The following is a 12,690-nucleotide window of genomic DNA, read 5'->3' as shown; positions in this document are numbered from 1 at the left end:
TTGGGAGTCCATTACACTTCCAACTAGCTAATCAGACGCGAGCTCATCTCTAGGCAGTTAACCTTTCACCTCTCGGCACATCCGGTATTAGCCACCGTTTCCAGTGGTTGTCCCAGACCTAGAGCCAGATTCTCACGCGTTACTCACCCGTCCGCCACTGTGTCCGAAGACACCGTTCGACTTGCATGTGTTAAGCATACCGCCAGCGTTCATCCTGAGCCAGGATCAAACTCTCCGTTTTGTTGTGTTTCGAGTTTGTGTATCCGAAAAAATATTTTTCGGAATCCTAGTTACTAATTTTGATTATTATCTTTTTGGAAACCCCAAAAAGTAAAATCCTTTGACGAGGATTGGTTTTTCTTTAAGCTTTCAAAGTATTATGTTTTTCAGGTTCAGTGGTGGTTGGCTTCTCTCGCCTTTCCACTTAACTAGAGTAACTAGTCATCCCCTAGTTTGTCAAGGGGTAAATTTATTTTTTTTCTAAAAAGGGCAAATCTCTTGTCTGGCATTACTTTCAAGTGAATAGCTTAAGTGATAAAAGGAAGGCATCGACGAAGCTGAACTTTACTGTGTAGATAATGCATATAGCTAGTTAGTGTTTCTAAATTGGCTCTGATGCGATCTGAGTGATTATAGTAATCATTATCGAAAAATGTAGGAAGCAGTCTTGCTGGAGGGATTTATCCTAAATCCAAATGCCTGAACTAACTATATATATAATATAAGAATATAAAAGCATAGTTGTTCCAGAGCCTTCGGTTAAAGGCTTCCATTTTACAACTGGATGCCTACCCCACAAGATTCGTTACAGTGAGTCTAGCGCTGTAGACGGATTTCACAATTTATAATAAGTTTTTGAGAAAAAGCTAAAAACTAGACTAGGCAATAAATACAGATGATCCGACCGCGTAAGGTCTTTGCTCAACATTGGCTCAAAAGTGAAAAGGCGCTCGACGCAATTATAAAAGCAGCGGAGTGTACAGAAAGTGATCGCTCCGTCAAAGGCGATCGCATCCTGGAAATTGGGCCTGGAACTGGTATTCTAACTCGTCGTTTATTACCCTTAGTGCAGTCTCTGATTGCAGTTGAGATAGACCGCGACTTATGCCATCTGTTGTCAAAGCAACTGGGTAAGACTGAAAATTTTTTATTGCTGCAAGGCGATTTTCTCACCCTGGATTTACCATCTTATTTGGTAGCCTTTCCCAATTTCCAAAAGCCAAACAAAGTAGTAGCCAATATTCCCTACAACATTACAGGGCCAATCATTGAGAAACTACTGGGTACGATCGCAAATCCTAACCCCGAACCATTTGACTCTATAGTATTGCTGGTACAAAAAGAGGTGGCAGAAAGGTTGTATGCTAAACCAGGGTCAAAAACCTTTGGGGCGTTGACCGTGCGGGTACAGTATTTGGCTGAGTGTGAGTTAATCTGCACAGTCCCAGCCTCTGCATTCCATCCAGCGCCAAAAGTTGATTCAGCAGTGGTAAGATTACGTCCCCGAAAAATAGAAATACCAGCGCTTAATCCCCGACAGTTAGAGACTTTCTTAAAGTTGGGGTTTGGTGCCAAGCGCAAAATGTTACGAAATAATTTGCAATCTGTTATAGAACGCGATCGCCTGAGCCACTTACTGGAACAATTAAAGATAAATCCCCAAGCCAGAGCCGAAGATATCAGCGTTCAGCAATGGGTAATCCTAGCAAATGAACTGGCAGTAGAGGGTGGGGAGTAGGGAGTAGGAAATAGATGACAAGATAAAATAGATTTTTTTCCATTCCCCATTTTCCAATTCCCCATTCCCCATTGTTATAAAATGCGTTCCTACAGCTTAATTGCCCCTGCTAAAATCAACTTGTATCTGGAAATCATTGGCGATCGCCCCGATGGTTATCATGAGTTAGCCATGATACTTCAAAGTATCGGACTTTCAGACCAAATTGATGTACGTTCCATTAGTACTGACAGCATTCGTGTTCACTGCAACCACCCACAAGTACCGACAGATAAAAGTAATCTGGCATACCGGGCAGCAGAATTAATGGTCAGGCAATTTCCCGAAGCCTTTGCTCAATATGGCGGTGTGGAGATTACCGTCAATAAGCAGATTCCTGTAGCGGCTGGGTTGGCTGGGGGTTCGACGAATGCAGCAGCTGTGTTAGTGGGTATAGATTTACTGTGGAAGTTGGGATTAACTCAGTCTGAATTAGAAGAGTTAGGAGGTACACTCGGTTCTGATGTTCCATTTTGTGTAGCGGGTGGAACTGCGATCGCAACAGGTAGGGGTGATCAACTTTCTCCCCTGCCGAGTTTAGATAATACATACATAGTATTGGGGAAATACCGCAGTCTGGAAGTTTCCACGCCTTGGGCATACAAAACCTATCGAGAGCAGTTTGGTGATTCTTATATCAGAGATAGCGACAACTTGGCAGCGCGCGCTAATGCAGTTCATTCAGGAGCAATAGTAAAAGCTGTCGTGGATAAAAATCCGGGAGAAATTGCCCAAAAGCTGCACAATGATTTAGAGCGCGTGGTATTGCCAGCCTATCCCCAAGTATTGCAACTGCGAGAAGTGTTTGCAAATCAAGAAGGCGTTTTAGGAACAATGATGTCTGGCTCTGGGCCAACAGTATTTGCTCTTTTTGAGTCTCAACAGCAGGCAGAACTAGTTTTGCGGCAAGTGAGAGAAGCAATTATTGATGAGGACTTAGAATTGTTTGTAACTCGGACAATCACACATGGAATTAAAGTGATATCGTCTGTCTAAATAATTTTTTCGTTAATAAAGCATAGGGGATAGACAAGAACTATTCCTAATGACCCAATCCAAAATATAAAATCCAAAATCCTATGAGTGATCAAAATTTAACGCCACAAACGGATACTAAAATACAGGCGACGGCAAGTCCTTTACGCTGTTTAACTGGGGCGGTTATTTCTGGAGGAATGGGGTATGCTATGTATTCGCTGATGATTGCGATCGCTACAAATTTTGCTGCTAAACCTGTCCATTCAATTAATCCATTGGTAATTAAGATTTCCTCTGCTGTTCGGACTCTGGTTGTTGGTGTGGTTGCTTTAGGAAGCGGAATATTTGGTATAGTAGCAATTGGTTTGTTGGCTTTAGGAGTGCAATTGTTAATACAGCAATTGACCAAGCAAAAAAGTAGTGAAAGTTAATAATGTGTTTTAATCAGCAACCTAAAGGCAAAAGTTTTTCTAAAACACCACGGTTTTTGATCAATTGTAGTTTTGCGTTTCCAGAAGGCTGAAGAAGCTGTTGCTGTTTTCTCCGAATTTTGGAAGAAATACCGTAGTACTCACGAAAGTGGCAAGAGAAATGGCAGCCCAATGCAATAGCAATCTGGTTGATTGTCTGATTAAGCTAATGTGCATTTATTGTAAGTTATATAATCAGCTTGTCTTCAGACATTGCTTGTTTAAACGGCAGATATTGTAATTTTGGTGTATAGTATAAACCTCTACTTTATACAGATTTCGGGTTGACACTTTATAGACTGGCTCAAATTCATGAATACATGCGGAATTGATACCCGCGTCACTGAAGTTGATAGCAGCAACATCACTTGTAAGCAAAATTTATGAACACAACCAAAAGACATTTTTTACCGCTTCTTTTTGTGACAATGGTTGTCAGCCTCAGCAGTTGTAGTTCTAGCCCCATCGCTTCTAAGATTGACAACGAAACGCCATCTTCTACAGCAACACCGACGGATAAGTTATCTTCTCAGACTTCCAGCCAAATTCCCAGCGTAGCTCAGTTGAGAGAAAAATCTCCTAATCTAGAGCTTCCCAAGGAAAATACGCTTTCCTCATCAACTCCTAAAGCTGTTACTAGTAAAACTACCAGCGCCACCATGTACACTAGTGATACTCAGTGCCAAGACTTCATTTCAGAAAAGGTTTCAGTACCAGCTGATGAACCCGTGTCAAATGTTGTAAGTAAAATTTTAGAAAAACGAGATACAAGTGACTTTAGCTTATCTGGATATCGTGTCAACATTAAAAATGGTATTGCTATAGTTGATCTGCGAATATCTCCTGAGTCAAAGCGACAAATAGCTTCTCTTTCTAGTTGTGAACAGTTTGCTTTGTTTGGTAGTCTCCGCAAAACCTTAACGAGTAATGCCCAATGGAATATTAAAGAGGTTCGCTTCACCGAGCGGGGTGAAAACATTGTTCTTTAGTTAAATATGGTGGTAAATGCCGTTATGACCTAGCTAAAAAAGATTTTTCAATCTGAAGCTACAAGAATAATACATCAGCAGTCATCATCGGCTGTCACAACAATGTATGTTCTAGCCAAATGAAAACAAGATGTAAATAGTGGTATAATATGTATTGATGGATAAACTATGTGAAACAGCAATTCGCGGGTGTAATTCAGTGGTAGAATGTCATCTTCCCATGGTGAACGTCGTGGGTTCGAGTCCCATCACCCGCTTCAAAATTTATGTGTCGATTGGCTAATTATTTGTCTGCGTTGACAGATTTGTGTCCGTATTAACTAATTATTGTCTTTTTGAATAACCAGTCAGGTAAGGCGAGGGCATTGCTGCCGCGTTACTTCCTCAGAAGTGTACGTGCAAGTTTCTAAGTAGCAAGTCGAGTGCTACTTATCAGACAATACGCTTGGGTTAAGAAGAATCGTAGGTTGGGTTTCGTTCCTCAACCCAAGCGGATTGATACTTAATGTGCCAGTTCACAAGGCGGAATGCAGGTTATATGCATGATATTAAATCTCATGTTACAATTCCCCTAAGTGTAAATTTAATGGCTAAATTCACGTTCAAATAAGTGAACAACTATCATATATATAGGTATATTATATAGGTATATGGGAAAAATCTAAGTAAGTGAATATTCAAAAGTTATTAGTTAACACTGGTAAAATTTAAATATAGAATTAAAAGAATTTATCTAACTAGAAAAACTGACAATTCATAACCGAATATTTGTTAAAATCCACTCAGAAAACTCTTAAACAGTACTTACTACAGTGATTTAAGAAATCATAATCTAATCATAACCTAAAATTAAATAATCCAAAGTTACAGCCCCTATTGAAGTTAGTAATAAATCCGCTTATCTCAGGCTGTCTTTACCAAACTTATACATAGCTCATGCACATTCTGATATATTCCTACAACTATCATCCAGAGCCAATCGGCATTGCTCCCTTAATGACTGAATTGGCAGAAGGACTAGTAAAGCGAGGTCATGAAGTGCGGGTGATTACCGGAATGCCCAACTATCCTGAACGCAAAATTTACGATGGGTATCAAGGCAAATGGTATATTAATGAACAAAAAAATGGTGTCACCATTCATAGAAGCTACCTCAGAATTAAGTCTAAACCTAACCTCGTAGATCGGCTGTTACTGGAGTTAAGCTTTGTTTTCACAAGCTTACCCCAAGCCTTTAAAGGCGATCGCGCAAATGTGATAATTTTAACCGTTCCGCCTTTACTAGGTATCTTACCAGCAACAATATTTAGTTGGTTATACAACTGCCCAGTAGTTCTAAATGTGCAAGACATCTTACCAGAAGCTGCTGTACGTATCGGGCTATTAAAAAATAAGTGGATGATCCGAATTCTTGCAGCTTTAGAAAAATTTGCATATTGGACTGCACACACCATCAGCGTTATAACCGATGGCTTTCGTGAGAATTTAGTGAATAAGGGAGTACCTGTTAATAAAATCGTTTGTATTCCTAATTGGGTGAATGTAAATTTCATTCGCCCTTTACCGAAACAGAACAACTCCTGGATCTCTAGCCATCAACTTAACGATAAATTTGTAGTCCTTTATTCGGGCAACATTGCCCTAACACAAGGCTTAGAAACAGTAATAGAAGCAGCAGTTTGCTTACGTCATATCAAAAATATAGTCTTTGTCATTGTTGGTGAATCAAAGGCACTGCAAAGGTTGCAAGAATATTGTCTATTACATGGAGCAGATAATATTTTGCTGCTACCCTTGCAGCCACGAGAAAAACTACCCGAAATGCTAGCTGCATCTGATGTGGGATTAATTGTGCAAAAACGCAATGTGATTTCGTTCAATATGCCCTCAAAAATACCACTGCTACTAGCAAGTGGTCGCCCAATCGTGGGTTCCGTCCCTGCCACTGGAACTGCTGCTAAAGCAATCGAACTCAGTGGTGGTGGAATAATTGTGGAACCAGAATCACCCGATGCAATGGCTGCTGCTGTGTATGATTTATATGCGAATCCTTCTTTAGGGAAAAGATTAGGTAACGCAGGAAGACATTTTGCTGAAGAAAATTATTCTTTGGAGCAAGCACTCGATCGGTATGAAGGGTTGCTTTCTCATATTGTTAGTAACCGAAAATCAACTGTGGGTATGTTGCCGAAATTCAATTCTAAGGAATCAGTTGTGGATAGTTGAAGGGTTTTTGGCTAGACATATAGGAGTCCTACCTACAGCAGATTGCAACTTGGTGAGGTACAGATTATCGTAAGGGCACAACAATATTGTGCCCTTACCCGTGTACATTCATTTACCTGAAAAACGCCACATAACTCTGATCGGGATAAATAGAATCACCCACTTGGGTGATTTAAAAATCATCTGATCGGGTGAGCTAAGTGTAGGAAGATGAGAATGCTGAAAAATAGGACTCTAGAGTACACTGATTGATCGCACTTTATTCATTGCGAGGATAATTTCGATGAAAGTCCAAATCTTAGTTGATAAGGCTGAATTAATTAGTGATGGCTCTATACATTCTTCCTCCATAAGATCAGTATTCGATACGATTCAAGAGGGATAAACTCATCTTTAAACTTACACAAATCTGGCATGTTATCTAGTTATAATGCAAGCAAGTACTTACATTTGCAGTAAGCCTTTGCAAAGCTCATGAAAAACTTTCCCAAGCAGATTGTTTGATTTTATACAAAATTGGCAAATAGCTGCGCGAACAGTTGGTTGTGTACTTGCAGAAAAGTCAAAAGAAAGGTGCGGTATCTTCAGGTATAGATTTAAAAGCATCTGTCATAGTTCCAGGGATAGGTTGCTTTACGGGATTCTGTGTTTTAGCAATATTTCTACAAAATAGATTTAGGTGTTTAATGTTACGCATTCTTTAATCGTGTTTACTTGTTAATTTTTCAGTACACAAGGCGGAAAATCTAGTTGATTCCCTTGCAACAAGATAAACCGGGTTTTCTCTCTAAGCTAAAGTAATAGGTTTATACTGACTAAAAAAGTTTTATAAATTACACTTTAAAAAATTAACAGGAGTTAAGTAATGTACAAAATAGCCAAAGTGTGCTGAAGAATATTTGTTTTAGGTGTTAGACAACGTGAGCGATCGCCCAAATACCCAAATAAATACATATTTGTCATCAACATTAAGAAAAAAGGGCTAACAGACTATTCCAATAATGCTTTTTAGCGAAGAGTAGATTGCCCAAGTCTAAATCCACAAGACGAGAAACCGAATATGTCCCATTCTGAGTTCCCTGATTCTTCCCTTCCTGTTGAAATAGAACAGGCTACCGTTAATGATTCTAGTCAACAGTCGCAACCATTGCCAGAGCGATCGCCTAAGCCACCTCAAAAACGGCGTTGGCCCGTGATATTGGGAATTGTTCTGCTAGTTGCAGGTATTGGTTTTGGTTGGCGCTGGTGGCAAACAAGTAATGCTAATAATCCAGGAGCAGGTGGGCCTGCTGCGGGTCAACCAATGGCAATTCCCGTCAAGCTAGCGACTGTACAAACTGAAACAGTGCAGGAAAGTTCGGAGTTTATTGGCTCCTTAGAGGCTCCACGTTCGACAATCATTAAGCCACAGGTTGAAGGACGAGTTACCAATATTTTCATTCAAGAGGGCAATCGTGTTCAACAAGGGCAAGTTATTATTAGCCTGGAAAGTGATAGTGTTCAAGCACAATTATTACAAGCAAAGGCTGGGCTAGCACAAGCTCAAGCACGTCTTGCTGAACTGCAAGCGGGTACGCGACAAGAAGAAGTTGCCCAAGCTAGAGCGCAGTTAACCCAAGCTCAAGCTCGTCTTCGAGATGCCCAATCAGGATCGCAACCACAAGAAATTGCTCAGGCTGAGGCTCAAATTCAATCAGCTAAATCTGATGTGGAATTAGCACAATCACGAGCCAAGCGCTATGCACAATTGAGAAAAGAGGGTGCAGTTTCTCAAGATACCTTAGAAGGATATCTCAAAGAACAGCAAAGTGCTGAAGCTGCTCTTGTCGTAGCCCAAAAACGCCTAGACCAACTCCGCCAAAGCAGAACTTCTAGTATCAATGAGCTAACTGGAGCCTTAGAACAACAGAGACAAAACGTAAGACAACTAGAAAATGGTTCCCGTCCAGAAGAAATTGCCCAAGCGCGATCGCAAGTAACTCAAGCAGCAGCCCAAGTCCAAGTTGCTCAAGTCCAACTCCAATACACAAAAGTTCTAGCACCTTTTACTGGCATTGTTGGTGATATTCCCGCAAAGGTGGGAGATTTTGTAGAAAGAGCAGACGAACTCACAACACTTACTAGAAACGACTCCTTAGAACTAAATATTTCCATCCCCCTAGAAGAAGCCAAAAAGCTGCGCTTGGGATTACCAGTGCAAATGCTGAACGCCCAAGGGCAACCTACAGCAAGGGGTAAGATAAGTTTCATTTCTCCAAATGCTAGTTCAGATTCGCAGACAATTTTGGTGAAAGCCAACTTTGGTAATTCTAGAAGTCAACTGGTAAATCGCCAGTCAGTGCAAACCAAAGTGATCTGGAACCAACGTCCGGGAATTTTAATTCCAGTTACAGCAGTATCTCGCCTGGGCGGAGAAACTTTTGTATTTGTGGCTCAAAAGCCAGCCGAAAAGAAAGCTGAAGCACCAGCAGAAAACAAAGCTGGAGCACCATCTTTAGTTGCTCAACAAAAACCTGTGAAATTGGGAGCTATTGAGGGGAATAATTATCAAGTTATCGAAGGACTAAAAGCTGGAGACAAAATTGTTGTTTCCGGCATTCTCAACCTAACTAATGGCGCTCCCATCACCCCTGCACCGCAAGAAGTGGGTAGTATTCAGAAGCCTTAGCTGAAGAGGGTAGGGGGCGCAGGGAGCAGGGGACAAGAGGCAGGGGGAAGGGGGAAGGGAGCAAGGGGAAAAATACCAATTCCCAATTCCCAATTCCCAATTCCCCATTCCCAATTCCCAATTCCTAATTTTTAAAATTCCCAATTTCCAATTTTTAAACTATGTTTGTTGACTTCTTTATTAAGCGACCAATCTTTGCGTCGGTCAGTGCGATCGTTATCCTTTTAATAGGGTTAATTAGTATTCCTTCACTACCGATCGCAAGATTCCCAGAAATCAGTCCCACGCAAATCAGTGTAACTTCCAACTATAGCGGAGCTAGTGCAGAAGTCGTAGAAAGCGGTGTGACAAATATCTTAGAAAGGCAAATCAACGGGGTTGAGGGGCTAAGATATATGACTTCTAGCAGCAGTAACGACGGTACTAGTACCATTACAGCCACCTTTGATTCATCGCGTGATAAAGATATTGCGGCTGTGGATGTGCAAAATCGGGTTTCTGTTGCTCAACCACAACTACCAGATTCTGTGCAACGCACGGGAGTGCGAGTATCTAAAGAATCTAGCAACATTCTCTTAGCAATTGGTTTATTCGCCGAGAATAAAGAGTACGACAATATATTCTTAAGCAACTATGCCGACCTTTACATAGCAGATGCTTTAAAAAGAGTTAAAGGCGTAAGTAACGTCCAAATTTTTGGCGAACGCCGCTATGCAATGCGCCTGTGGTTAGATCCGAGCCGCCTTGCTAGTCGGGGACTAACGACCAAGGATGTAGCCAATGCTTTATCTGAACAAAATTTACAAGTTGGTGCAGGGAGAATTGGGCAAGAACCGGCTCCTGAAGGACAAAGATATCAACTTGATGTGCGGGCTGCTAGCCGATTAGCAGAACCATCAGAATTTGAAGAAATTGTCCTCAAAACTGAAGAGAATGGCACATTAGTCAAGCTCAAAGATGTCGGTAAAGCCGAACTGGGGGCAGAAAATTACAACACATTTTTGCGGTTCCGGGGCAATGATGCTGTAGGTTTAGGAATTTATCAGGTTCCTGGCAGTAATGCCTTGGATGTAGCGAAGGGAGTCAAAGCTGAAATGGCTCTATTGGCTCCGAGTTTTCCGCCAGGCATGAAATATCAGGTAGCTTTTGACACAACATCCTTTGTGGAAGAGTCGATGTCAGAAGTTATCAAAACTCTGATTACAGCCGTAGTGCTAGTTGTGATTGTAATTTTTGTGTTTTTGCAGGATTGGCGAACCACTTTAATTCCAGCACTGACTATTCCTCTAGCACTAATTGGGACGTTTGCCTTTGTCAAAATTTTTAACTTTTCGATCAATAGTTTGACTTTATTCGGTCTAACTTTAGCATCGGGGATGGTTGTAGACGATGCAATCGTTGTGGTGGAGCAAATTAGCCGTTTTATTCAGGATAAAGGTGTAAGTCCTCGTCGAGCCGCAAGTGAATCAATGAGGGAACTGTTTGGCGCGGTTATTGCCACTTCACTAGTATTGATGGCGGTATTTGTGCCAGTAGCGTTTTTTCCAGGAACTACAGGCGCACTTTATCGGCAATTTGCGCTGACGATCGCCTTTTCTATTGCGATTTCGACATTTCTAGCTTTGACTCTAACACCTTCTTTGTGTGGGGTGCTGCTACGTCAAGAACAACAAGTACCAAGGTGGATTGGCTGGTTTTTTGACCTGATTAATCGGTTCCTGGAATGGGTAAGGTCAAGTTACGAGCGATCGCTTACCTGGATGGTACGATTCAAAAGCATCGTCATTGGACTGTTTATCGTTTCTTTGGGAATGACTGCTTGGCTGTACACCGCAGTACCGACAGCCTTTCTACCCGATGAAGACGAAGGCTACTTCATCACCATCATCCAAGGGCCCCAAGGCGTATCGCTGCAATATACCAGCGATGTCATGGCACAGGTAGAAAAAGAAATCTTACCACTTCCAGAAGTGCTAGGGACTTTTGCCGTGGGAGGATTTGGTTTTAGTGGTAGCACCGCCAATAGCGGCATCATATTTACAACTTTGAAACCTTGGGCAGAACGCTCAAGACCCGATCAATCAGTACAGGCGATTATTGGCAAATTACAAGGGAAGTTATTAGCAATCCCAGAAGCCAGGGTTTTTCCTGTGAACCCGCCACCAATTCAAGGCTTAGGTAACTTCGGCGGCTTCGTGTTTCAACTGCAAGACCGCAGAGGTAACAGTGGCTTAGAAAATTTAGTCCAGTCGATGGGTAAGTTACTAGGTCAAGCTAATCAAACACCTGGATTACAAGCTGTATTTAGCACCTTTGCCGCAGATACACCACAATTGCTTGTGGAAGTAGACCGGAATAAAGCCAAATCTTTGCAAGTTTCTATAGATGATGTCTTCAGTACTTTGCAAACTGCTTTGGGATCGCAATATGTAAATGATTTCAATCTCCAGCAGCGCAATTACCGGGTGTATATCCAGGCAGATCAACAGTTTCGTTCCAATCCAAAAGATATTGGTAAACTGTACGTTCGTTCCCAAAAGGATCAAATGATTCCTTTGAGTAACTTAGTTACAGTTACTCAGACTGTGGGAGCGCAAACAATCAATCACTATAATCTGTTCCGCTCAATTGAAATTAATGGTTCAGCCGCTCCTGGCTCTAGTTCGGGAGACGCAATTAAAGCAATGGAAAAAGTTGCTAAAGAAGTTTTACCTGCCGGCTACGGTTACGAATGGTCAGGAACTGCATTAGAAGAAATAGATTCTGGTGGTTTAGCACCGCTAATCTTTGGACTAGGAATAGTCTTTGTATTTTTAGTACTAGCCGCTCAATACGAGAACTACATTGACCCCTTTATCATTCTGTTATCAGTTCCCTTAGCTATCTTTGGAGCGCTGATAGCACAATCAATGCGGGGTTTTGCCAATGATGTTTACTGCCAAATCGGTTTAGTAATGTTGATTGGTTTAGCTAGTAAAAACGCAATTTTGATTGTGGAATTTGCTAATCAATTGCGCGAACAAGGGCTTTCGATTACTAAAGCAGTAATTGAGGCTTCGCAAGAGCGATTGCGACCAATTTTGATGACTGCTTTTTCTACACTATTGGGGATTTTTCCGTTAGCTATTGCCACAGGCGCGGGTGCAGGAAGTCGGCAATCTTTGGGAACAACAGTTTTTGGTGGAATGCTAATTGCAACTTTCTTGAGTTTGTTTGTTGTACCGATTTTGTATATTGTAATTAAGACAACAACAGAACGCTTTATCAAACCAAATCGAAATCAAGAACTAGAAACAGAAAGTATGTCATTGGACGGTAGAACTGCTACATATTCAGCAAAAGGCGATAACTAATTCGTAATTAATTGTTCTTTGTCGCTTAGATACAAAAAAAGCCCCCTTAAAAAAGGGGGCTTTTTTTGTATCTATTGCCGTTAACTAACACAGTTTTAGGGATATGTGCAGCATTGTACCATGATGCTGAGACTGCACGCGGGGCACTGGAATCATGCGAATGCCCTTGTATTAAGTTTACGTGCTAAGTAGGTAAACATAATTAATTACACAATGTCATTGCGAATGC

7 protein-coding genes, 1 tRNA gene and 1 rRNA gene are annotated in these 12,690 nt (G+C 41.3%); 8 read left to right on the top strand and 1 reads right to left on the bottom strand.

Annotation, left to right across the window (positions count from 1 at the left end):
- Nucleotides 1-241 (bottom strand): 16S ribosomal RNA (locus VB732_RS13605); the annotation flags it as partial.
- A gap of 654 nt (nucleotides 242-895) precedes the next feature.
- On the opposite strand from VB732_RS13605, the gene rsmA reads away from it, so the two are divergent.
- From rsmA to VB732_RS13565, 8 genes are all read left to right on the top strand, one after another.
- Nucleotides 896-1,738, top strand: coding sequence for a 16S rRNA (adenine(1518)-N(6)/adenine(1519)-N(6))-dimethyltransferase RsmA (gene rsmA / locus VB732_RS13600; protein WP_323231375.1), 843 nt, complete (start codon nucleotides 896-898; stop codon nucleotides 1,736-1,738).
- Between the two features lie 81 nt (nucleotides 1,739-1,819).
- The gene (gene ispE, locus VB732_RS13595; protein WP_323231374.1) at nucleotides 1,820-2,773 is read left to right on the top strand and encodes a 4-(cytidine 5'-diphospho)-2-C-methyl-D-erythritol kinase; all 954 of its coding nucleotides are present in this window, start codon (nucleotides 1,820-1,822) and stop codon (nucleotides 2,771-2,773) included.
- 83 nt (nucleotides 2,774-2,856) lie between these two features.
- Entirely contained in the window at nucleotides 2,857-3,186 is a 330-nt protein-coding gene (locus VB732_RS13590; protein WP_323231373.1) for a DUF3082 domain-containing protein, read from the top strand.
- Nucleotides 3,187-3,608: 422 nt separating this feature from the next.
- The gene (locus VB732_RS13585) at nucleotides 3,609-4,214 is read left to right on the top strand and encodes a sporulation/spore germination protein (RefSeq protein WP_323231372.1); all 606 of its coding nucleotides are present in this window, start codon (nucleotides 3,609-3,611) and stop codon (nucleotides 4,212-4,214) included.
- A gap of 185 nt (nucleotides 4,215-4,399) precedes the next feature.
- Nucleotides 4,400-4,471: transfer RNA gene (locus tag VB732_RS13580), tRNA-Gly, on the top strand.
- A gap of 679 nt (nucleotides 4,472-5,150) precedes the next feature.
- The gene (locus VB732_RS13575) at nucleotides 5,151-6,440 is read left to right on the top strand and encodes a glycosyltransferase family 4 protein (protein WP_323231371.1); all 1,290 of its coding nucleotides are present in this window, start codon (nucleotides 5,151-5,153) and stop codon (nucleotides 6,438-6,440) included.
- Nucleotides 6,441-7,500: 1,060 nt separating this feature from the next.
- Entirely contained in the window at nucleotides 7,501-9,108 is a 1,608-nt protein-coding gene (locus VB732_RS13570; protein WP_323231370.1) for an efflux RND transporter periplasmic adaptor subunit, read from the top strand.
- A gap of 161 nt (nucleotides 9,109-9,269) precedes the next feature.
- Nucleotides 9,270-12,461 (top strand): efflux RND transporter permease subunit, encoded by a 3,192-nt coding sequence (locus tag VB732_RS13565; RefSeq protein ID WP_323231369.1) that lies wholly within the window; start codon nucleotides 9,270-9,272, stop codon nucleotides 12,459-12,461.
- The last annotated feature ends 229 nt before the right edge of the window (nucleotides 12,462-12,690 follow it).

Source organism: Nostoc sp. UHCC 0252, from assembly GCF_034931145.1.
GTDB lineage: Bacteria > Cyanobacteriota > Cyanobacteriia > Cyanobacteriales > Nostocaceae > Nostoc.
This window is presented reverse-complemented; position numbering and strand designations above follow the sequence as displayed.

Bases quoted from the DNA above. Each gene is read 5' to 3' on its own strand.
- rsmA (WP_323231375.1), top strand. From the start codon at position 896: ATGATCCGACCGCGTAAGGTCTTTGCTCAACATTGGCTCAAAAGTGAA.
- VB732_RS13585 (WP_323231372.1), top strand. From the start codon at position 3,609: ATGAACACAACCAAAAGACATTTTTTACCGCTTCTTTTTGTGACAATG.
- VB732_RS13590 (WP_323231373.1), top strand. From the start codon at position 2,857: ATGAGTGATCAAAATTTAACGCCACAAACGGATACTAAAATACAGGCG.
- ispE (WP_323231374.1), top strand. From the start codon at position 1,820: ATGCGTTCCTACAGCTTAATTGCCCCTGCTAAAATCAACTTGTATCTG.
- VB732_RS13565 (WP_323231369.1), top strand. From the start codon at position 9,270: ATGTTTGTTGACTTCTTTATTAAGCGACCAATCTTTGCGTCGGTCAGT.
- VB732_RS13570 (WP_323231370.1), top strand. From the start codon at position 7,501: ATGTCCCATTCTGAGTTCCCTGATTCTTCCCTTCCTGTTGAAATAGAA.
- VB732_RS13575 (WP_323231371.1), top strand. From the start codon at position 5,151: ATGCACATTCTGATATATTCCTACAACTATCATCCAGAGCCAATCGGC.